Annotated in this window: 18 protein-coding genes; 9 read left to right on the forward strand and 9 right to left on the reverse strand. The window is 43.1% G+C overall.

Going from position 1 to position 20,682, the window contains the following annotated elements:
* Positions 1-410: 410 nt before the first annotated feature.
* From AC1DV1_RS10475 to AC1DV1_RS10500, 6 genes are all read right to left on the reverse strand, one after another.
* Positions 411-1,163, reverse strand: a complete 753-nt coding sequence (locus tag AC1DV1_RS10475) for an SDR family oxidoreductase (RefSeq protein WP_477358496.1) — start codon at positions 1,161-1,163, stop codon at positions 411-413.
* A gap of 79 nt (positions 1,164-1,242) precedes the next feature.
* Positions 1,243-1,836, reverse strand: coding sequence for a Crp/Fnr family transcriptional regulator (locus tag AC1DV1_RS10480; RefSeq protein WP_477358498.1), 594 nt, complete (start codon positions 1,834-1,836; stop codon positions 1,243-1,245).
* A gap of 72 nt (positions 1,837-1,908) precedes the next feature.
* Positions 1,909-3,348 (reverse strand): rubredoxin, encoded by a 1,440-nt coding sequence (locus AC1DV1_RS10485; RefSeq protein ID WP_477358500.1) that lies wholly within the window; start codon positions 3,346-3,348, stop codon positions 1,909-1,911.
* A 4-nt stretch (positions 3,349-3,352) separates the two neighbouring features.
* Entirely contained in the window at positions 3,353-6,871 is a 3,519-nt protein-coding gene (locus AC1DV1_RS10490) for a molybdopterin-dependent oxidoreductase (RefSeq protein WP_477358502.1), read from the reverse strand.
* A gap of 144 nt (positions 6,872-7,015) precedes the next feature.
* Positions 7,016-8,305: an MFS transporter gene (locus AC1DV1_RS10495; protein WP_477358505.1), complete on the reverse strand. Its 1,290-nt coding sequence runs from the start codon at positions 8,303-8,305 to the stop codon at positions 7,016-7,018.
* A gap of 116 nt (positions 8,306-8,421) precedes the next feature.
* A complete protein-coding gene (locus tag AC1DV1_RS10500; RefSeq protein ID WP_477358507.1) occupies positions 8,422-9,963 on the reverse strand; it encodes an alginate export family protein in 1,542 nt (513 codons plus the stop codon).
* A gap of 439 nt (positions 9,964-10,402) precedes the next feature.
* On the opposite strand from AC1DV1_RS10500, the gene AC1DV1_RS10505 reads away from it, so the two are divergent.
* A complete protein-coding gene (locus AC1DV1_RS10505) occupies positions 10,403-11,098 on the forward strand; it encodes a Crp/Fnr family transcriptional regulator (RefSeq protein WP_477358509.1) in 696 nt (231 codons plus the stop codon).
* Here AC1DV1_RS10505 and nirD read toward each other — a convergent pair whose 3' ends face one another.
* Together nirD and nirB are read right to left on the reverse strand one after the other, a co-directional pair.
* The gene (gene nirD, locus AC1DV1_RS10510; RefSeq protein ID WP_477358511.1) at positions 11,099-11,449 is read right to left on the reverse strand and encodes a nitrite reductase small subunit NirD; all 351 of its coding nucleotides are present in this window, start codon (positions 11,447-11,449) and stop codon (positions 11,099-11,101) included.
* Between the two features lie 85 nt (positions 11,450-11,534).
* Entirely contained in the window at positions 11,535-14,030 is a 2,496-nt protein-coding gene (gene nirB / locus AC1DV1_RS10515) for a nitrite reductase large subunit NirB (protein ID WP_477358513.1), read from the reverse strand.
* A gap of 288 nt (positions 14,031-14,318) precedes the next feature.
* Here nirB and cobA point away from each other — a divergent pair, with 288 nt between their 5' ends.
* The 5 genes from cobA (at position 14,319) to AC1DV1_RS10540 (ending at position 16,915) form a co-directional block, all read left to right on the forward strand.
* Positions 14,319-15,047, forward strand: a complete 729-nt coding sequence (gene cobA / locus AC1DV1_RS10520) for a uroporphyrinogen-III C-methyltransferase (RefSeq protein ID WP_477358515.1) — start codon at positions 14,319-14,321, stop codon at positions 15,045-15,047.
* Between the two features lie 6 nt (positions 15,048-15,053).
* Positions 15,054-15,422 (forward strand): DUF7009 family protein, encoded by a 369-nt coding sequence (locus AC1DV1_RS10525; RefSeq protein WP_477358517.1) that lies wholly within the window; start codon positions 15,054-15,056, stop codon positions 15,420-15,422.
* 296 nt (positions 15,423-15,718) lie between these two features.
* Complete coding sequence (locus AC1DV1_RS10530; protein ID WP_477358519.1) at positions 15,719-16,030, forward strand: ArsR/SmtB family transcription factor; 312 nt, start codon at positions 15,719-15,721, stop codon at positions 16,028-16,030.
* 1 nt (position 16,031) lies between these two features.
* On the forward strand, positions 16,032-16,490 hold the full coding sequence (locus AC1DV1_RS10535) for an SRPBCC family protein (RefSeq protein ID WP_477358522.1): 459 nt from the start codon (positions 16,032-16,034) through the stop codon (positions 16,488-16,490).
* The gene (locus AC1DV1_RS10540; protein WP_477358524.1) at positions 16,487-16,915 is read left to right on the forward strand and encodes an LIC_13387 family protein; all 429 of its coding nucleotides are present in this window, start codon (positions 16,487-16,489) and stop codon (positions 16,913-16,915) included. The genes AC1DV1_RS10535 and AC1DV1_RS10540 overlap by 4 nt, the downstream gene beginning before the upstream one ends.
* Before the next feature lie 101 nt (positions 16,916-17,016).
* On the opposite strand, the gene AC1DV1_RS10545 is transcribed toward AC1DV1_RS10540, so the two are convergent.
* Positions 17,017-17,619, reverse strand: coding sequence for an FMN-dependent NADH-azoreductase (locus tag AC1DV1_RS10545; protein WP_477358526.1), 603 nt, complete (start codon positions 17,617-17,619; stop codon positions 17,017-17,019).
* 112 nt (positions 17,620-17,731) lie between these two features.
* Between AC1DV1_RS10545 and AC1DV1_RS10550 the strand changes: the two genes are divergently transcribed.
* From AC1DV1_RS10550 to AC1DV1_RS10560, 3 genes are all read left to right on the forward strand, one after another.
* Entirely contained in the window at positions 17,732-18,085 is a 354-nt protein-coding gene (locus AC1DV1_RS10550; RefSeq protein ID WP_477358528.1) for a winged helix-turn-helix transcriptional regulator, read from the forward strand.
* A gap of 114 nt (positions 18,086-18,199) precedes the next feature.
* Positions 18,200-19,588, forward strand: coding sequence for a hypothetical protein (locus AC1DV1_RS10555; RefSeq protein ID WP_477358530.1), 1,389 nt, complete (start codon positions 18,200-18,202; stop codon positions 19,586-19,588).
* 277 nt (positions 19,589-19,865) lie between these two features.
* Positions 19,866-20,414: a hypothetical protein gene (locus AC1DV1_RS10560; RefSeq protein ID WP_477358532.1), complete on the forward strand. Its 549-nt coding sequence runs from the start codon at positions 19,866-19,868 to the stop codon at positions 20,412-20,414.
* The last annotated feature ends 268 nt before the right edge of the window (positions 20,415-20,682 follow it).

The following is a 20,682-nucleotide window of genomic DNA, read 5'->3' on the forward strand; positions in this document are numbered from 1 at the left end:
CCACATAACACTGCCAAGACCGATAAAATGATTACTTCCAGTAAATTATGCTTCTTATTATTGCCCGTGCGTGGATCGGGTATCCATCTGAAATGATCGTGAAGGGATGTGGGCATATTCTTTTTTACAAAGAAAAAAACTTGAAAGCCTTTTTGACAACCGCAACCCTTAAACTTATCACCTCTTTATCAACATTTTGTTGGCAACACCTCCCGTTTTTAACGTTTCTTATGCGTCAGCCCTGGTTAAATAGGGGCGAAGTGAGGGGGGTTTTGTTCCCCTGGTGAATTATTGGAAAAAAAAGGCAACACTAATTTGAACAAAATATTAGAAAGGGCCGGTTTTTGCAACCGGCCCTCTAACTCATTTAAACGGTGTAATTAACGTTTAATGGGTTATAAATCCCATAATTATAAATCGCGGAAGCCGCCATCCAGCAGTAGATCGCCGCCTGTCATGTACGATGAATCATCGGATGCGAGGAATAGAAAACCTTTGGCCATTTCATCAACCGTACCAGCTCTTTTCATTGGGGTTACCGTTACAAAAAACTGGTTCATGGCATCTTCCTGTTCCTGGGCAAAGCCAGCCTTTTTAAATATAGGCGTATCAATAGAACCGGGCGAAAGTGCATTGACGCGGATGTTACGGTCAACAAGTTCGGCTGCAAAAGCCCTTACTAAGGCACGCTCGGCAGCTTTTGTTGATAAGTAAACCGAGCCCCCTGCAAGGCCTTTGTTGGCCACAGTTGATGAAGTGATAACGATTGACGCGCCATCGTTAAGATAAGGCAACGCTTTTTGAACGGTGAAGAAAACACCTTTGTAATTGATATCGCTTACCTGGTCAAACATTTCTTCGGTAACATCGGCAATTGGTGCCAGGTACACAATACCGGCATTTACTATTAGTATATCTATTTTTCCAAAGGTGTTGTTAACCTTTTCATAAACAGGGGCGATGCTTTTAATGTTGGCCACGTCGGCTACAAAGCCAATGGCATTACTGCCAATTTGGGCTACTGATGTTGCTATGGTAGCTTCGTTGCGGCCTGTAATGGCCACCTTTGCACCTTCGCTTGCAAATAATTTTGCCGTTGCAAAACCTATGCCGCTGTTACCACCTGTAACTACGGCCACTTTATTTTTTAATTTACCTGACATTTTTGTGTTGTTTTAATAACACAAAGGTGCTACCCCGGTAAAAAATTAACGATGAACCAGGTTAGGAAATAAGGTTGAACTACTTCAACTTTTTGCGTACTTTATGGTTGCGGATTTTAGAAAGGAACTCGGTAGTCATACCAAGATAGGAGGCAATAGCATATTGTGGCAGGCGTTGGGCTACCGAAGGGTATGTTTCTAAAAAATCACTGTACCGTTCTTCGGCTGTACGCGTTAAGGTGGAGATAATCCTCCGCTGATGAAAAGCAGCGGTACGTTCGGCAGCCATTCGGAAAAAGGTTTCGAATTGATGTTTGGCTTGTTTTAAATGCCGTTCAGTTTCGAAGTCTATTTGTAGTACGATACTATCTTCCAGCGCCACCACAAACATAGTTGCAGGCTTCTGGTATAAAAAGCTGTTAATATCCGATATCCACCAATCCTCGATTGCAAATTGAACGGTATGTTCAATCCCTTCGTTATCAACAACGTACGAGCGGAATGCGCCTTGCAGAATATATGTCCGGTGTTTGGCTATAAAGTCGGGCTGAATAATGAATTGCTTCTTTTTTACCTTTTTTAATTTAAAGCCAGCTAAAAATTCGGCCAGGTCGTCGGGCGACAGTGTTACTAACCTTTGTATATATTTTATAAAGCGGGTTAAGTCATCCATCAGTGTAAAAATTATAACAAGTATAATTAAATATTATGAGAGGGACACTTGATGGTTTTTTAAACAAACTTGCTACGCCACGCAAACCAGTTCCTTGTAATCCTCCTTACCGGCCCCGCAGGTAGGGCACTCAAAACTGCTTAGCCCGGTAAAGGGTATGCCGGGTAAAAGCCCGTTTAATTCATCACCATATGCTTCATCATAAATGGTGAAACAATTTTTACACTGGTGTACTATTTTTTGATGAGTTGCTTTGTGCATGTCTTCCCTGCCTGCAATAGTGGCCGATTGCACAATATTGCTTTGCTGCTCATAAAATAAATCGCAAAGGGCAATCAAATGCCGGCCAAGGTCGGTTTTGGTTACGCCTTGCTTATACACTACAAATTCGCGGGTATTATGGTTAAAATCGCGGGTGTGCACAATTTCAAACTCATCTGGCTTGCGCTCGCGGATCATGACAGAGCCGTAGATCCCCGATTTTGGCGACCGCTTAATAGCGAAGCTGAGCCGGTAAGTGCGCAGGTCGGCTTCCTCAAATTCGCGTACCAGCTGTTGTTTTAAATCAAGGCATTGGCTGCACAGGTCTTCTACCTGCCAGTTTAATTCGTTTGAGGCATGCCGTATATTAACCCGGTATTTGTTCAACAAATTGCCCCATAATGGCCTGTGTTTAGCCTCGATGTTTTTAACCAATAATGATTTCCACGGACTGATATACAGCTGCCCCACCCGGGTTTGCATACACAGGTTGCAGATATCTTTCAAAAACCCGATATCAAACAATTCATTGCGCCTGTAAATGCCCAGCCAATATTTATTACCCTGTTTGTTAAAACCCTCATAATAAGGTAACTGAAACTCGGGGATATTTAACGGCTGGTCTATTTGCTGAATCACAAACTGATTATTGGTAGCAACCAATTCATACAGCAAACCGGCGTTAACCTCGGCCTGGTCATAAAATAATGGCTTATTGGCAAATATTACCTGTTGTACAGCTTTGCACAAAGCGGGGATATCGTCTGAATAAACCAGCACAGGCCAGCAATACAGGATATTGGTTTTAGGAAACCTGATATACAGATACCAGTAATTACTTACCGGCGACGAGATAAAATTAAAGTTGCCGGTAAAAAAAGGAGCGAAGGTTTGGTTGCTGTCAACCAGGTTTATTTTTAACTCGGGCTGATAATCAAATAGGTCGAAAATGTCTTTGTAAACGCCTTCCTTCAGCCAGTTTTCGTGGTTGAAAATTCCATCGGCAATATAGGAACTGGTAATATTGGGGAACTGATCGCCATTAATTTCATGATCGATGCCGGCACCCAGCATATCAAACTCCAGGTCTTCCAACTGGTCTGCATCCACTTCAAAATAAAGCTGCTGCCTGTTACCGAAGCGAATTTGGATCGCCCCGGCATTTTGGGCGATGATAAGCATTTCGTAAAAATCGCCGGCAGAAGCTACCCCGCCCGGCAGGTTTATTTTAATCAGTTGCTTTTTTTTCATCTGCTTATACTTTTATTAATTGCTGCTGTAAAACCTCTTCCAGCAGGCGTTTCACCTCCGGCCTGCATGATCCGCAGCCCGTTCCGGCCCCGGTTTGGCTGCAAACATCTGCCAGTTGGGTACAGCCGGCAGCCACTTTATTGCGAATGTTATCGGCCCCAACGTTATTGCAGCTGCACACCAATTTACCTAAAACAGGCTCGGCGGTTTTACCACTGCGCAACAATTGGAGGCGTTTGTCGCTTAGTTCAGTCTTATTGGCTATCAATTCCTTAAATTCCTGGAACTCGCCTTTATCGCCAATTAAAATAGTGCCCACCAGTTTATCCTGGTGAATAATGCATTTTTTATAGTAGCGTTTGGCTTTATCAATAAATACTATTTCCTCATAATCTTTATCGTTCGGGCATTCAGATAAGCCAATGCTGCATAAATCAAAGCCATGAATTTTGATAATGTTCATGAACAGGCTGCCTTTATAATAGCTGCCAATATCGCCATTCATGTAACCGGCTACTACAGCGGCCTGCTGTTCTGCAGCAGCGGTGATGCCATACAGCGTGCCGTTAAATTCGGCAATTTCGCCAATGGCATATATGTTAGGGTCGCTGGTGAGCAGCCGCTCGTTTACAATTACGCCCCGTTTAATATCAAGGCCGCAGTCTTTGGCAATCTCCAGGTTGGGGGTTGTGCCAATAGCCAATATCATGGCATCGCAGTCAATTTTGCGCCCGCTTTTAAGGCCTATGCCGGTTAGTTTGCTACGACCATAAAACAGCTGCACCTCGTCATCATAAAAAATATCGCAGCCCTGGTCGGCCATTTCCTCATGTAAAAGCCTGCTGCCCAGTTCATCCAGTTGTCGGTTTAAAAACCGGGATGTTCGCTGGATGATGGTGATGGTTACGCCTATTTCGCGGAGGGAAGCTGCCATCTCCAAACCCAGTAAACCACCGCCCACTATAACCACATGGCCGTTTTTGGGTACATGTTTTTTAAAGTTATCGGCATCGTTACGGCTGCGCATACTAAAAATTCCTTGTAACGAGGGTACATTTTTGGGGATAGCCGCCCGGCTGCCGGTAGCCAGTAGCAGTACATCGTAATAGGTTTTTACCCCACGGCTATCCAGCACATATTTATTGCCACGGTCTATTTTTTCGATACTTACGCCGCGTAACAACCTTATTTTAAATTCAGGCTCCTCCTCGTCGGTCATTTTTATCAGCTGCTCCCAGCTTTGTTCGCCGCTGATGTAATCGGGCAGCATTACACGGTTATAAAAAGGATATTCTTCTTTGCTAAAAATGGTTATCTCATCGTCCTTATTCAATTCCCGGTATGATCGTACAAAACCGTGCGCGCCCGCACCCGCGCCTACCACTACAATGCGCTGAAAAGGTTTTTTATATTTTTGAACGCTTACCGCGCAATACTTAAAATCCGGCTCTTTTGATATTGGATCAACCGCATCATTGGTAACGTTGTTGATGCGGTGCAAATCGTTATTAAGGATTTTGCCCCAATGCATAGGCACAAAAACAACCCCCTGTTTTATTGCGGCCGAAATTTTTGCCTTTACACTTACTTCGCCCCTGCGGGATTTGATAATGGTAACATCACCGTCTTGTATGTTTAGCTCAATGGCATCAAGCGGGTTTATCTCCATAAACGATTGCTTAATGTGCTGGTTAAGCTTGTTCACCTTGCCGGTTTTGCTCATAGTATGCCACTGATCGCGGATGCGGCCGGTAGTAAGTACAAATGGAAAATCCTCATCAGGTATTTCGCTGGTGAGGGTATCCGGAACAGCACTGATGCAGGCGTTCCCGGTTTCGGTATAAAACTTTTTATCAGTAAATAAACGCGGTGTACCTATAGTTACATTCCGTTTTTTATAGGGCCATTGTACCGATCCCTGTTGTTTAATGATATCGTAAGTTAACCCGCTGATATCGATATTGGTTTTGGCGGTTAGTTTGGCATGCTCGGTATAAATTTCGGCGGCGTTTTTAAAATCAAAACCTTTGTAACCCATTTTTTTGGCAAAGCGACAAATAATCTCGCTATCCGGAATGGCTTCACCGGGAGGGTCCAATACTTTGTTCAGGTAGCTGATGCGCCGCTCGGAATTGGTCATGGTGCCTTCCTTTTCGGCCCAGGCGGCGGCGGGGAGTATCACATCCGCATAGGCCAAAGTTTCGGGCTTGTTGCTTATTTCCTGTACTACCACAAACTTTGCTTTTTTGAGTGCCTCTTCGGCCAGGCGTACATTGGGCAAACTGGTTAGCGGGTTGGTGCACATGATCCATATGGCTTTTAAGCGGCCATCGTTCAAAGCCTCAAACATTTCGGTGGCGGTAAGGCCTGGTTTGGCGGCTATTTGGGTACCTCCCCAAAACTTTTGTACTTCTTCGCGGTGTAAAGGATTGGCCAGGTTACGGTGCGCGGGCAGTAAGTTGGCCAGGCCACCTACCTCACGGCCCCCCATGGCATTGGGCTGCCCGGTTAATGACAGCGGGCCCGAGCCTGGTTTACCAATATGCCCGGTTATTAAATTGAGGTTGATGAGGCTTAAATTTTTGTTTACGCCGATAGCACTTTGGTTTAGCCCCATGGTCCACATCGAAATAAAGCCTTTAGCTTCGCCAATGTATTGGGCAGCAAGGCGAATGTCGCTTTCGCTCACGCCACATATCCGGGCCGATTCGGCCAGTGTGCGTTCAAATACTATTTTGCTGTATTGTTCAAACCCATCGGCATGTTTGGTTATAAAGTCAACATCAATATCGCCGTTCTCTATCAGCACCCGGCCAATAGCATGGTTAAGCGTAACGTCTGTACCGGGATTTAGCTGCAGGTGCAAATCGGCAATGCTACAGGTATCGGTAGCCCGTGGGTCAACTACTATAATTTTAACATTTGGGTTGGCTGCTTTGTGGGCCTCCACCCGTCGCCATAAAATAGGATGGCACCAGGCGGGGTTGGCGCCGGTAACATAAAAGCAATCGGCCAGTTCAATGTCGTCATAGCAAAGTGGTACACTGTCTTCGCCAAGTGCTACTTTATAAGCCACCACCGCGCTGCTCATGCACAGGCGCGAATTGGTATCAATATTATTACTGCCTATAAAGCCTTTCATCAGCTTGTTCACCACGTAATACTCCTCGGTAAGGCATTGTCCCGAAGCATAAAACGCTACCGAATCGGGCCCGTATTTGTTGATGAAAGTTTTAAAAACAGCCGCTGTACGCTCCAATGCGTTATCCCAGCTTACCCTTTGCATGGGCATGCTTTTGTTATAACGCATTTGCGGGTACAACAGCCTGTCTGTTTTATCATTGGCAGTGTAGTGCAGGTTAAGCCCTTTACTACATAGCATCCCCTTATTTACAGGATAATCTTTATCCCCCTCTAAAGTGATGCTGCCATTTTTCTCTTTATTAATAACAACGCCGCAACCCACCCCGCAATAACAGCAGGTACTTTTTAACGTATTAACAGAGCGTTTATTTATAGACATTTTTTTAGTGCTGAAAGCAGAAGGCTTTATTTGAGCTGAAAGCAAAAAGCACAAGGCTCAAAGCTTTCTTAAATTTTATTGAACTTAAACTAACTGCTTTTAATTTTTAGAGCTTTGGGCTTTCAGCCTTCTGCTTTTGGCTTATTAAGCTACCGCAACCATCGGCTCTTCTACTTCTTTTGTAACTGTTTGTTTTTGAAAACGGGTTATCAACACAATTACAGATACTACCATAACAGCGATGCCGATATAGGTAAAAGCCTGCACGTAAGTGATGGTTGTTGATTTAAACAAGAAGCCGAACATCATACCACCCAGGTTACCGCCCGCACCAACTATACCGCTTACCATACCAACGTTTTTACTGTTGATGAAGGGTACAATACCATAAGTGGCGCCATTTGACATTTTAAGGAACAGCGCGAATGAAAGCATAGAAATAATAGCAGCAGTAAGGTTGCCAGAGCTGGCAAACAAAATAAGCCCTGCACCTTCTAATAACAATACCCCCGCAAGCAATAAGCCCTTACCGCGCATGCCGAATTTGCCGCCAACTTTATCTGATACGATGCCGCCCAACGCACGGGCAAAAATGTTCATGAAGCCAAAAATACCCGCCCAAAAACCGGCCGAACTTTGCGACAAATGGAAGGTATCTACAAAATGCAACGAGGCTACGTTGTCAAAAGTAATCTCCATACCAAAACACATGGCATAAGCCATCGTGAGGGCCCAAACACGCCAGTCGGCAAGTATCGACCAATCGGTTTTTGTGGAGTTGGTTTTGGCATAGCCTACTTCGTCATAGTTGCCGTTTGGTGTATCTTTGGTGTATTTATTATATAAAAAAGCGATGATAAGCATCATTACGCCCGGTACTATCATCGCGTAGCGCCATGCTTCGGCTTTGGTGAAACCGGCACCTACAATTGCCGCAAAAATCAAAGGCATTACCATATTGGTTACGCCGCCACCCAGGTTGCCCCAGCCACCGGTTACCGCGTTGGCGGTACCTTTTATATTGGGTGCAAACATCATGGAGGTGTGAAACTGTGTAATTACAAACGACGAACCAATTACGCCAATAGCCAGGCGGAACAACAGGAACGAAGTGTAATCATGCGCCAGCCCTACAAAAAATACCGGCAATGAGCCTACCAGTAGTAATCTAACAGCCGTTTTGCGTGGCCCCCAGGTATCGCAAAGCTTACCAATAATAAGGCGGGCAATTATGGTTGCCGCTACAGATGCTATAATTGTGTTACCTACCTGTGCTTTGGTTAAATGCAGTTCGGCGCGTATGGTTGGCATTAATGGTGCCAGGCCAAACCAGCCAAAAAAGCACACAAAAAACATAAGCCAGGTAGTATGGAAGGTGCGCATTTGAACGCCTTTTAATGAAAATATATTGAGTTTGGTCAGTTGTTTTTCCATGATCGGTTTTTTTAGCTAAAAGCTGAAAGCGCAAGGCCGAAAGCTTTTAGTGTTTTTATTTTAATTTTTACCATTCTTTGCTTTGGGCCTAAAGCCTTCTGCTTTAAGCTCCCGTATTATTTATTCAAAAATTCCGGTTTGATGTTTAGCTGCAGGTAGGCCCAAAACGGGTGTAGCTTGTTGGCGCCCGGCGTTAAGCTTTTGGCATATTCCATACTACGGGTTGCTGCCATGTATGATAAACCCAAATCAACCGTAGTAAACTTATTAAGCTTATAGCTGTTGGTTAAATCAAACTCGGTACCCAGGTATTTGCCAACGGCCTGCCCATCTGTCCCTTTTTGATCCTGGGCCAACAGGAAATAATGGTTAGCCAGTTCGGTGCTAAAACGTTTATTATCTGAAAGGTATTTGATTTTCAAATAAGGGTTGCTTAAACCGCCTGTTGGCGAACCGCTGCCAGCGTAAAAGAAATCCATATAGCCCCAGAATTTATGCGGTGTACCATACAGCGGATCAAACCGGTGGTTGGTTTTTGAGGTTGATAAAGCATCGTTGCCTGAAAGGTAATCCCAGCCTGCGGTATAGCCCCAGTTTTTTCCTTTGTATAATAAGGCCACTGTGTAGGTATAGGCGCTCAGGTCAAGGCCGTCTTTATCATGGCCGCCCTGGTAATAAAAACCTCCGTTTATGCCCCATTGGTCTTTATCGCCAAATACGGGGTTTACCAGTAAACCGGTTGTATATCTTGTATTTACACCGGCCTGGTTAAAGCGGCGGCCGTAAATGTAACCTTCATCTGTGCCAGATACATTTTTTACCGAATCGAGCTTATACTTGCCAAATTGGTCTGCCAAAAACAGACCGGATATTTTTGTTTTATTGATTTTTTTGGCAACATATAAATATTCAAGCGACTTGTAGTTTTGATTTAAGCCGTTGGTACCCGGTGGGTTTAAAAATGATGGGCTTCCTGTTTTTGAGCTAATGCCTGCAGCATTAACCAGCGGTATAAGGCCGGCCGGCGTATTGGCCAAATTGCCTTTGCTATCCTTTACCGTCGCGGGCACGTTTGCAGGCGTATAATAGGTGCCGTTGTAATTAGTAGCATCGGAGCTTTGGTTAAAGGCTAAGCCCAGGTCAAGCTGCCAGCCCGATTGCTGTAATTTAAAAACGAGTGCATCATGCCTGCGGGCTTGCTGCAACCAGTCTGATGCGCCTAACAGGCGTTCATCGTCATAAACAAGTTCCTGGCGGCCTGCTTTAATGGCAAAATAATCAACAGGAGAGAATTTGAAAGAGGTGTCTTTTTTATTGGAGAGGACTAATTCGGCCCAGGCCTCGTGAACGCCTAAACGATTACCATCATTAATAGTGATGGTTGATGCATCCTGGCCCCAAAGCCTTACATCCTGTACGGATGCCTGGAAAATAAGGCGGCTGCTTTTATAATTAAAGGTAAGCCTCGTTCGTTGCGATACAAAGGCCGCGGTTTTATTACCAATTGGCTCTAAAGTTCCATAACCATCACGTAACTCGCCCCTTGTTTTAAGCTGCCCGGTTACAGATAGCTGTGCCGATGCATTATAGGAAACAAAACATGATATAATTAATAGAATTTTACCAATGGTGTATTGATTAGATACATTTTTGTACATTTGAGTTGGTTTTTTATTTGTTAAAGCGATTAAAAACTGGACTAACCCTGTCTGGGAATGCGACCTCCCGGCAGGGCTTTTTTTATATTTTTTTGATTTTTACCATAAGCGACTTCTTTTTTATTTAAATGTTCATTTAATTAGCATAAATATATCTTATTTCATGGTTAGATGCAAATTAATTCGATTTAAAGTTGATTTTTATGATTAAAATCATGTAAATGTTGATTTTTTAGCAAAAATCTAAATTTATTACMTTAAAAAATTACTAAAATKTGTTTTTGATAATTTTTAAATGCATGTAAAATGAATTTTTTGCAATAAATTCGATGAAAAATATAAATTCATTGAATTATTTAKGTTTAAAACTCGATAATTTCGAACAAAATATAATTTAACTGGTTTTTAGTGCTGGTAAATAGAAAATTTATATCCTGAAATGAAAAAAAAGGCTCAGTGCGATAATCAAACTTGTTTTTTGTGTAAAAGCTGCATTAAAGAGTGGCTGCCGGCGGTTGCGGCCAATAAAAAAAACTTCGTTGTTAAAAAAGGACAGGTTATTTTTAGTGAAGGCGACCCGGTTACCGGGATTTACTTTGTTTACGAGGGTAATGTAAAGGTTCATAAAAAATGGGGAGCCGATAAGGAACTAATTATCCGCTTTGCCAATAAGGGAGCTATTTTTGGGCATAGGGTTTTGGGCAAGCATGCTACGCATTATCCTATTTCGGCAACTGCGTTAGAGGCTGGTATTATATGTTATATAGATATGGAGTTTTTTGAGGCTACCTTAAAAGTAAATCCTCAATTTACTTATGAATTAATGTTGTTTTTTGCTGATGAGCTGCAGGAAGCAGAAAAGAAAATGCGCAACCTGGCGCACATGCCGGTAAAGGGACGTGTAGCCCACGCCTTAATAACCCTTAAAGATCAGTTTGGGACTAATGATGAAGGTCATGTTAATATCGAACTTACCCGGCAGGATCTGGCTTCATTTGCGGGGGCAACTTACGAAACCGTTTTTAGAGTGGTTAATGAGCTGATACAAGATGGCATTGTTACCACCAATGGCAAAAAAATAAGTATAACCGACCTGGATAAATTATTTGCCCTTACTCAGGATACCAGCCTTTAGCTACGCTACGCTTATAAATACTTTTCCGTCAATTACTTTAACGGGGTAGGTTTTTATAGCCAGTTCTTCCTCGCCGATGCATTCGCCGGTAAGTAACGAGAATGCTTTTTTGTGAAACGGGCAGGCCACCTTTGGTTCGCAGCTTTCGCCAGTACTGCCAATCATTCCCCGCGAAATAGCCATTTGCTGCTTATGTGGGCAAAGATTTTGAGTGGCATACCACTCGTTGCGGCGGGTAAAATTAAATATCGCTATCTGCTCATCGCCATGTTTAATGCACGATCCGCCATTTTCGGGCACATCATCTACATAGCAGGCCATTATCCATTTGGTTTCTATCGCTGTTTCCATGTTGTAATTGATTTTTTATGCAAGCGTGTACTAACCCACGCCCGCATATTTTTGACTTTTTACTTTTGATTTTTGACTTTGAAACCTACCATCCTTTGGCTTTTACCTGTTCGCGCATTGGCTCAAACTGAGCGGTTGGGTCTTTTTCTTCGGGCGCGTTAATAAAGTGGGCGAAGCGCTTGCGCATGGCCGGGCTTTCAATAACCTCTTTCCATTCGCAGTGATAAGTGTTAACCAACATTTGCATTTCTTCTTCCAGCTGTTCGGCCAGGCCCAGGCTATCGTTTACAATTACGTTTTTAAGATAGCTCATGCCGCCATCCAGCTTGTTAAGCCAGGTTGCGGTACGGGTTAGCGGGTCGGCGGTTTTTATGTAAAACATCAGGAACCTGTCCAGGTATTTTACCAACGTTTCCTTATCAATATCGGTAGCCAATAACAAAGCGTGCTGTGGTTTAGATCCGCCGTTGCCGCATACATATAAGTTCCAGCCTTTTTCGGTGGCTATGATTCCAAAATCTTTTGATTGTGCTTCGGCGCATTCGCGTACGCAGCCGCTTACGCCACCTTTGAGTTTGTGTGGCGCACGGATGCCCTTGTATCTGTCTTCAATCTCGATAGCAAAGGTTACGCTATCATGCAAACCAAACCGGCACCAGGTGCTGCCCACGCAGCTTTTTACTGTACGCAAAGCTTTGCCGTATGCGTGGCCGCTTTCAAAACCGGCATCTATCAGTTCTTCCCAAATTAATGGCAAATCGCTTAAGTGTGCGCCAAACATATCAATACGCTGGCCGCCGGTTATTTTGGTATATAAGCCGTACCGCTTGGCAACCTGTCCAATTACTATCAGTTTATCTGGTGTAATTTCACCGCCGGGTATGCGCGGCACTACAGAATAGGTGCCACCTTTTTGGATATTGGCCAAAAATCTGTCGTTGCTATCCTGTATTACCTCCTGTTTTACTATTACATCGTTCCAAAGGCTTGATAGTATACTGGCAACAACCGGTTTGCAGGTTTCGCAACCGTCGCCTTTGCCGTAATGATCAAGCACCAGGTCGTAATTTTTAAGTTTATTTATTTTTACCAGATCAAATAATTCCTGGCGCGAATAATCAAAATGCTCGCAGATGGAATTTTTAACATACTGTCCGTTTGCCTTCAGAGTGCCTGCAATTAAATCTTTCACCATTGGCACGCAGCCGCCGCAGCCTGTGCCTGCTTTGGTGCACTTTTTCATGCCATCGATACTGGTAACGCCACCATCAGCTACCGCCGAGCAAATTGCGCCCTTGGTTACCGCCTCGCATGAGCAAATGAGCGCATCGTCGGGCAGGTTCATTACCCCGGCACCTTCGCTTGCAGCGCCCCCTCTTGAGCCTAATATTAAATCTTCAGGATCGGGCGGGAGTATAATTTTATTATTAACGGTTTGCAGCAGCATGTTGTAAGCTTCTGCGTCGCCTATCAGAATACCACCCAGTAGGTTTTTGCCGTCATTGGTTATGTTAATGCGCTTGTAAATGCCCTTATGGGTATCTTCAAATAAAATGGTGCGGCAATCGGGTTCGGTAATAAAGGCATCGCCAAAGCTGGCAACATCAACACCAATCAGCTTAAGCTTGGTGCTCATGTCGTAACCGTAAAAAGATTTATCGGCCGCGGTTAAATGAGCGGCCGCAATATCAGCCATCTCATAACCGGGCGCAATCAAACCATAAATCATGCCCTCGTATAAAGCACATTCGCCAATGGCGTAAATATGCTCATCGCTGGTTTGCATTTTTTCGTTCACTACAATGCCGCCGCGGGTACCTACGTGCAGGCCGGCCAGTTTTGCCAGTTCATCGCGTGGGCGGATACCTGCCGATATTACCAACATGTCTACTGCAAGCTGGCTGTCGTCATTAAACTTTAACGATTGGATTTTTTTATCGCCGGCAATAGCGGCCGTGCTTTTATTTAAATGAATATGCAGGCCCAACTGGCTTAACTTCATCTGCAGCATGTTGCTCCCTGCCGAATCTATTTGCCTTGGCATTAGCCTTGGTGCAAATTCAATAACGTGAGTTTCGGTAATGCCTAAATCTATCAGGGCTTTGGCGGCCTCGAGGCCAAGTAAGCCACCACCCATTACAGCGCCCGATTTGGCATTGGCAGCAAAGGTTTTTATCAATTCAAGATCTTCGATGGTGCGGTATACAAATACGCCTTCTTTTTCTATACCCGGAATGTCGGGCACAAAGGCAGATGAACCGGTTGCCAAAACCAGGTAGTCGTATGTAAGGGTAACGCCTTTTAAAGAGTGGATGGTTTTTGCGGTGCGGTTAATCTCCTGGATAGGATCGTCTAAATGCAGCGCGATGCCATTATCGGTATACCATGATAAAGTGGAAAGCGACAGGTCATCGGCGGTTTTGCCATTAAAATACTCGCTAAGATGCACACGGTCATAAGCGTGACGGGGCTCTTCGCCAAAAACAATTATTTGGAACTGGGTTGATCTGGTTAAAAGTTTTTCGCAAAACTTATAACCTACCATACCGTTGCCAACAACAATAATGGTTGGTTTTGACATATTGGAATTTTTTAAATGTTAAAGCAATTTTTAAACTTAAATGAACCAAATGCGACCCTGATTTCATTTATATCACAATAATAAGTCAAAAAAACAGCAAATAAAAATTTATTTTAAGTTTTTTATTAAATAAATCATGTTTATTGATGTTTTAATTGTTAATTTAGTGCTAATGATATAATTTATATCATTATTTATGTCAATCGTAAAGTTTGATTTTAACATTTTGGCAAAATCATCAAAATAAAATCGGCAAAAAGCCTGTTTTTTGATATAAAATTTCAAATTATGCAAAAAATAATTCAAAATTCGGTTCTTTTTGTGCTAGGTGCCGGCCCGGGAGACCCGGAATTGATAACAATGAAGGGATATAAGGTATTACAGCAGGCAAATGTGGTATTATATGACAACCTGGCCAATAAAGAGTTGCTGGATATCTGCCGCGATGACTGCGAAAAGGTATATGTAGGCAAGCAGCCTTACGGTGATTATACCCCACAGGAAACAATTCACGAACTGATTAAGCATTACGCTTTTACCAAAGGCAATGTAGTGAGGTTAAAGGGTGGCGATCCGTTTATATTTGGCCGCGGCTTTGAGGAGATTATTTACGCCAGGCAGCATGGCATAACTACCCATTATATACCGGGCGTTACCAGTATGCAGGCGTCTGGCCTGCAGGATATTCCTTTAACCCACCGGCAGGTAAGCGAAAGTGTTTGGATGGTTACCGGAACCAAAAAAGATGGCAGCCTATCGGCCGACCTGGCCTGCGCCATGCAAAGCAACGCCACTGTAGTTATATATATGGGAATGAAAAAGCTGGCCGAGATTGCCCTTGCCTACGTTACATCGGGTAAAGGCCATACACCTGCCGCTATTATTCAGCACGCATCGCTACCTAAACAAAAATCGGCACGGGGGCAGGTTAAAGACCTGGTAGCTATCGCCGCCGAAAACCAGCTTACCTATCCGGCTATCATTATTATAGGCGATGTAGTTAACGTTAACAATTAAACAAGTATGAAAATCAGGATAAAAGGAAACTCGCTGCGATATCGCCTTACCAAAACCGATGTAGAAACCTTTGACAGGGATGGTTACCTGGAAGAAAGTACCAAATTTGGTACCCGGACATTTAAGTATGCCCTGCAGCGTACCGAAACCGAATTTTTATCGGCAGATTTTACTGATAACACCATTATTATGTATATGCCCGATGCTTTGGCGCTTGAATGGGCCAGTACCGACGGTGTTGGCTATGAAAACAACAGTAGTGAGATGTACCTGCTTGTTGAAAAAGATTTTAAATGCCTGGATAATGTAGCTGAAGACCAAAGTGATAATTATCCAAACCCTTTGGTTGAAAACTTTACGAAAAGAAAAGTATAACGCAGGTTATAAGAGCTCAGCTATTCCAGCAATCGAGGCTTCTCTATTGAAATCGCCTTTCAGTTCTGTCAATCTTGCGCTGCGGTACACTTCGCAATATGAGGTGGTTATTTATACATCCCGCAGTTCTCTGCAAATAAGCCTCCCGGTCTTAATGGCTACGAATAATCTTAGTTTGGAAGCTAACAAGCAATAAATCAGTCTACAACCTGTAATATTTTTTACTTTTTATTTGCATGAATGAAATTTAATGGTAAGTTTGTGCTTACGGTAAGTAATTGCTTACCATTTATAATATGATGAGCGCCTGCGAAAAAGCCTTTAATGCATTGGGAGACCCAACCCGGAGATTAATTTTCGAAAAACTGCGCGACCGGCCGCTGGCGGTTGTTGATATTGCCGATGGATTGCCTGTTAGCCGCCCGGCGGTATCGCAACACCTTAAGGTTTTAAAAGAGGCCAAGCTGATAAGCATTCATCAGCGGGGTGCTAAAAACATTTACCACGTAAACAGGGAAGGTGTTTTGGCTATGCGCAATTACCTCGACAAATTTTGGGACGATGCGCTGGCGGCGTTTAAACTAATTGCAGAACAACAAGAAAAATAGCATGAATATCCTAAACTTAACATCCATCAAAAAAGAGCTAACGGTTGAGGCTTCGCAAGCCACAGCTTTTAAAGTTTTTACCCAAAAAATGGACCTGTGGTGGCCCAGAACACATCATATTGGCAGTACACCGATGACCGAAATGGTGCTGGAACCCAACTTAAATGGCCGTTGGTACTCCAGGCACGAAGATGGTGCCGAAGCCGAGGTTGGATACGTGAGCACCTGGCAACCCAACGACCTGCTGGTGCTGGTATGGCAAATCAACGGCGATTTTAAATTTGATCCTGCCCTTGTTACCGAGGTTGAGGTGCATTTTATAGCCGATGGGCCTAAAACTACCATAATTAAATTTGAACATAAAAACCTTGACAGGCTGGTGGGAGCCAAAGCTATTGAAAGTATGGATCAGGGTTGGGGCCATATTATGGACCTGTACAAGCAAATTGCCGAACAATGACAGCCAAACTATTATTACGCATTGCGGCAATATTGATGTTGCTGCATACCATAGGCCATACCATTGGTGCACTTACCTGGAAAGATGCGCCAAACCCTGCAGTTGGCCAGGTTGTTAGCGGCATGCAAAGCCAACACTTTGATTTCATGGGCAGGTCGGTAACTTTAGGCGGATTTTTTGAGGGGTATGGTTTTACCATGATAGGCGTATTGCTGCTGGTTACTATTTTTTTATGGTTGTTTAGCAGTCAAAGTACTAATCCTTTAACCAAAAGCCTCTTGCCGGTGCTGGCATTATTTCTGCTGGTGATGGGTGTTATTGAGTATATTTACTTCTTCCCTTTTGCGGCTGTATTTTCATTTTTGGCCGGCCTGTGCTCGGTTGCTGCGCTGGTTGTTGTGAAGCGAGGTAAATCAATGATATAGGCACGAATTAGACACGGATTATTTCGAATTGCAGCAATTATTTCCAAAACTGGGTCTTCTGATTCGTGCAATTCGAAATAATCCGTATCAATTAGTGTGTATTAATTTAAATAGATACTGCTGATCCCTTTTTCAAGTGCGGTATCCTGTACGCCGGGTATTGCAGAACCTTCTACCCGGAATACAGTAATATCTGAGATGCCAATAAAGCTGAAAATATGTTTAAGATAAGGCTCTGCAAAATCAAGCGGTTTCATGGGGCCGTCAGAATAAATACCTCCCGACGCCATGGCGATGAAAATTTTCTTCCCGTTAATTAACCCTGCAGCGCCATTTTGATCGTATTTGAAGGTAACGCCCGATCTTACGATATGATCTATCCATGCTTTTAAAGCAGAGGGAATACCAAAATTATAAATCGGTGCGCCAATCACAATAATATCTGCTTCGCGGATCTCATCAATGGCATCGTCCGAATGTTTAGCGGCCAGGATGTTTTCTGGTGTGCGGCTTTGTGCCGGAGTAAAAAAAGAAGCGATTTGCGCTTCTTCGAGATGTGGAAATTGCTCGTTTACCAGGTTATTTTCATGAACGGTACTGCCCGGGTATTTGGCAATTAACTGTTCAATAATGGCATTGCCTAACTGAATGCTTAAGGACGCGGCACCCCGTGGGCTCGAGATAATATGCAATATCTTTTTCATGTTCTTTTTGTTTTAATACCGCCAAATCTATTTACATTTGGTTATAAAATATTAGTAGTATACAAAAGGTTAGTGCTATCCTTTTGTATACTGCATTGAAAATCAAATTATTATGGATAATAAAGTAGGCCTTTCGCCAGATTGTAACGCGGTGCTTACGCCCATTGGCGATGCCCTGTATGTAATTGGTGGTAAGTGGAAATTGAGGGTAATTGCCGCGTTAAGGGATGGGGGTAAACGTTTTAACGAGATACAGCGTACCGTTGATGGCATTTCGGCGAGGGTATTATCGGCCGAGTTAAAGGAATTGGAGCTGAATGGTTTTATTTCAAGAACGGTGCATACCCAAACCCCGGTAGTTGTTGAATACCGGGTAACTGAGTATGCCGATACATTGAGTGATATACTGCTTGCCCTGGCCAAATGGGGCACTATGCACCGCGATAAGCTGCGAAGAGAGCGGTAATGCTAAGTAAGCCACCGGTGCTTTTTGCCCACCCAGCGCGTTGGCTAATGAAACGGGTGAAAATATAAAACAGTATAGACGCGCAACCTTTTTTCTGTTGTTTACGAATATCCAATGGCAACAGCCGTTATTTCAACAATGCGCGTTAAAAACTATATACGATTAACACTAAGCCGCTTTTCCCAAAAAGGAAGGTGGAGCAAAGCAGTGGTGCAGTTAATATCGGCACCACTGCTTTGGGTTTTGCTTTTAAGTGGTATTGTTCGCGCGGTTTATTATTCGGTTTTACAAAATACCATAGCTGTTGATACGGCCAGCTACCTAAACTATAGCGCCAATATATTAATAGGCGAAACCGAAGGCCGCCGCACGCCATTATATCCGTACTTTATAAAACTGGTAGGGTTGTTGGGGCACCAGAATTTAATTGACCATGTGGTATCAGCCCAAATTCTGCTATCGTTTTTAAGTATTGTTGTTTTTTATAAAATAAGCCGATCGGTTTTTAAAAATCAGCGTGTTGTATTCGCCGCGTCGTTATTATATGGGCTAATGCTGCCTGTAATTAATTTTGATAAGGTGGTTATTACAGAGTCGCTTTCTGTTGGCTTTAGCCTGGTTTTTATTTATTTAATGGTTTGCTATTTGCAAAAGCCTACGCACGTAAAAGCCTGGATTGCTACATTGTTTGTATTTATAGCCATTATGCTGCGCCCATCTTTTATTTATCTGCTGCCCCTGCTTATTGTATTTTGGTGTTTAAGGCTGATAATTTGTAAACAAGAGCGCAAATTTTCTTTATCCGGATTGGCGGCCTTGGTAGTGGTAGTACTTTTGTTATCGGGCTACTCGGCTTTAAATAAAAGGCATGCCGGCTTTAACGGTATTTCGCTTGTTGGCAACAATAATGAAATGGCCGTAATAGTAAGTGCCGGTATTTACCACAGCGGCAGTGACCCCGAAATATCGGCAGCGCTGCAATATAATATCAACCTGGAGAAAAAGTATCCGGACCGGCATATTCCGGGTATAAATATTATGGCCAGGTTTAACCCGGATAGGGTGCACCAGTTTATTGTTAACTGCATTAAAAACCAGCCCGGCGCTTATTTACAGCATATTGGCGGCAAGCTACTTGCATTACACAATGCCAATATATTTACCAACTACGCCGACCATGAGCTTAGCCCGCTGGCATTCAGAATTGAAAAAATAGAATACCTGGTTTTTAATATTCCCTTTATGGTATTGTACGTAGTGATAGTCGTCGATTTAATGATGTTTATTGCCTCATGGATAAAGAGGAGGAACGCGCCCTGGCTCAGGATTTTTTTGTGGTTAATTATTACGGGCCAGTTGGCCGTTGCAATGATGGCTGGTTATTCTGAATACCAGCGGCTGATACTGGCTGCCATACCTGTGCTTATGATTGTTTTATTTAATTATGTCGATAAAGCAGTTTTGCGACTGACAGAACTAAGCGAGCTTAAATTAATGCGCTAAACTGCCGTCATTGCGAGTATCTATCAGGTAAAAACTGAAAAAAAGTTATGACATGCGACGGGTATAGTTAAACGAATGTTCTAAAACTCCCGTCATTGCGAGGTGCGAAGCAATTTCGAACTAATGGGGACTTAGCATGTAGGGGATTGCTTCGTACCTCGCAATGACGGTCTGTTTTTCAATCAACAGATATTACTATTTACTTATAGTTATAAATAAATTTTGAAAACATATTTATAAATCGCACCTTTAAACATCTTTATACCTATAAATCAGCTTGAAAAAGATTGTTGCCTTTTTATTGCTAAGTATTCACCTGCTAAATATTGGCGGGCAGCTGGCATTGCACCAATACCTGGTTTATAAAACCAATAAGTTTTACAACCAACAGGTAGGCAAAGGTTTGTATGATATTAAAGACCTTACCGAAATAGCCATACCTGTTGATTTGCCCAATATTCATGATTGGAAACGGTTTGAAAACATAGCCGGGCAAATACAGTTTGGTAATACCAATTACAACTACGTAAAAATGAAGGTAACACGGACTGCCATACACCTTATGTGCATTCCTAACTATGAAACAACGCGCCCGGTTGATAAAAATGTGCTGAATGCAAAAGGTGTTAAAGATATCCCGGTACCACAAAAAGACCATGTGCCATATGGCAAAATCATTATGCAGGATAATGTTAGTGTAGCCTTTGCGCACATTGAGTTTTGCTGCCCCATAAAAAATATTCAAAAAAATATTGTACAGCCCGTACAACCACTGGTGAATTATCACCAGGATATCCCCGAACAACCGCCTAAGGTTACCTGCTAAATTTCTTAATGCCTGATCGGTTAAGGATACCATCAACTACTATTTTAAATGTTGTGTTTCGCGTGTATTTACGCCGTAAATTCCGGGGGCTATGAACTGGAAAATGACAAAATAAAATGATGTCATTGCGAGGAACGAAGCAATCGTGAACAATGTAAAATCTGCTATGCTTGCAACGAGATGGCCACGCTATCGCTCGCAATGACATGATAAAACATTTCTGGTTTTTACAGAATACTCGAAATGCGTAGTTGATAGCATCCCAACC

This window comes from Mucilaginibacter sp. P4_D1 (genome assembly GCF_056401935.1).

Coding starts and splice junctions, on each gene's coding strand:
- AC1DV1_RS10475 (WP_477358496.1), bottom strand. CDS start 1,163: ATGTCAGGTAAATTAAAAAATAAAGTGGCCGTAGTTACAGGTGGTAAC.
- AC1DV1_RS10480 (WP_477358498.1), bottom strand. CDS start 1,836: ATGGATGACTTAACCCGCTTTATAAAATATATACAAAGGTTAGTAACA.
- AC1DV1_RS10485 (WP_477358500.1), bottom strand. CDS start 3,348: ATGAAAAAAAAGCAACTGATTAAAATAAACCTGCCGGGCGGGGTAGCT.
- AC1DV1_RS10490 (WP_477358502.1), bottom strand. CDS start 6,871: ATGTCTATAAATAAACGCTCTGTTAATACGTTAAAAAGTACCTGCTGT.
- AC1DV1_RS10495 (WP_477358505.1), bottom strand. CDS start 8,305: ATGGAAAAACAACTGACCAAACTCAATATATTTTCATTAAAAGGCGTT.
- AC1DV1_RS10500 (WP_477358507.1), bottom strand. CDS start 9,963: ATGTACAAAAATGTATCTAATCAATACACCATTGGTAAAATTCTATTA.
- AC1DV1_RS10505 (WP_477358509.1), top strand. CDS start 10,403: ATGAAAAAAAAGGCTCAGTGCGATAATCAAACTTGTTTTTTGTGTAAA.
- nirD (WP_477358511.1), bottom strand. CDS start 11,449: ATGGAAACAGCGATAGAAACCAAATGGATAATGGCCTGCTATGTAGAT.
- nirB (WP_477358513.1), bottom strand. CDS start 14,030: ATGTCAAAACCAACCATTATTGTTGTTGGCAACGGTATGGTAGGTTAT.
- cobA (WP_477358515.1), top strand. CDS start 14,319: ATGCAAAAAATAATTCAAAATTCGGTTCTTTTTGTGCTAGGTGCCGGC.
- AC1DV1_RS10525 (WP_477358517.1), top strand. CDS start 15,054: ATGAAAATCAGGATAAAAGGAAACTCGCTGCGATATCGCCTTACCAAA.
- AC1DV1_RS10530 (WP_477358519.1), top strand. CDS start 15,719: ATGATGAGCGCCTGCGAAAAAGCCTTTAATGCATTGGGAGACCCAACC.
- AC1DV1_RS10535 (WP_477358522.1), top strand. CDS start 16,032: ATGAATATCCTAAACTTAACATCCATCAAAAAAGAGCTAACGGTTGAG.
- AC1DV1_RS10540 (WP_477358524.1), top strand. CDS start 16,487: ATGACAGCCAAACTATTATTACGCATTGCGGCAATATTGATGTTGCTG.
- AC1DV1_RS10545 (WP_477358526.1), bottom strand. CDS start 17,619: ATGAAAAAGATATTGCATATTATCTCGAGCCCACGGGGTGCCGCGTCC.
- AC1DV1_RS10550 (WP_477358528.1), top strand. CDS start 17,732: ATGGATAATAAAGTAGGCCTTTCGCCAGATTGTAACGCGGTGCTTACG.
- AC1DV1_RS10555 (WP_477358530.1), top strand. CDS start 18,200: ATGGCAACAGCCGTTATTTCAACAATGCGCGTTAAAAACTATATACGA.